Origin of the sequence: Mesorhizobium sp. M7A.T.Ca.US.000.02.2.1, from assembly GCF_003996995.1 — a bacterium.
In the GTDB taxonomy this organism is placed as follows: Bacteria; Pseudomonadota; Alphaproteobacteria; order Rhizobiales; family Rhizobiaceae; genus Mesorhizobium.
Genome location: NZ_RZTT01000913.1, coordinates 1 through 466, shown reverse-complemented (window position 1 = coordinate 466; position 466 = coordinate 1). Strand labels below are relative to the sequence as shown.

The following is a 466-nucleotide window of genomic DNA, read 5'->3' as shown; positions in this document are numbered from 1 at the left end:
CGCATAGGTTGCATCGGCCAGCTCGCTGGCCAGCGCACGCATGCGGATCAGCTCATACAGCTTGCGTTCGTTCTCGTTCGATCCGACGCTTTCAACCGCGAAATCGACCGGACGGATGGCCTCATGGCCTTCCTGCGCGCTAGCCTTCGCCTTCCACTGCCGACGTTCCGGCGCCAGCGGCAGACCTTTCTGCTGCGCATAGGCGCTGATGAGGCCAAAGCCCTCTTCCAGGAAGTTCGGCGAATCCGTGCGGTGGTAGGTAATCACGCTGCTGTCGAACAGGGCCTGCGCGGTATCCATGACTTCCTTGACCGACAGGCCGAACCGCTTGCCGCCCTCCTGCTGCAGCGTGGAGGTCGTGAACGGCGCCGGCGGTGCTTCGCTCGCCTTGCCGTCGGCAAAGGCCAGAACCGAGAGGCGGCGAATGCCGGCGACCGCCGTGGCCGCAGCTATGTCGGTCCAGTAT

1 protein-coding gene is annotated in these 466 nt (G+C 64.4%); it reads right to left on the bottom strand.

The window, feature by feature from the left end:
- Window positions 1-466 (bottom strand): DNA topoisomerase (locus tag EOD15_RS35415; protein ID WP_148129860.1); only part of this gene is annotated, 466 nt, incomplete at both ends.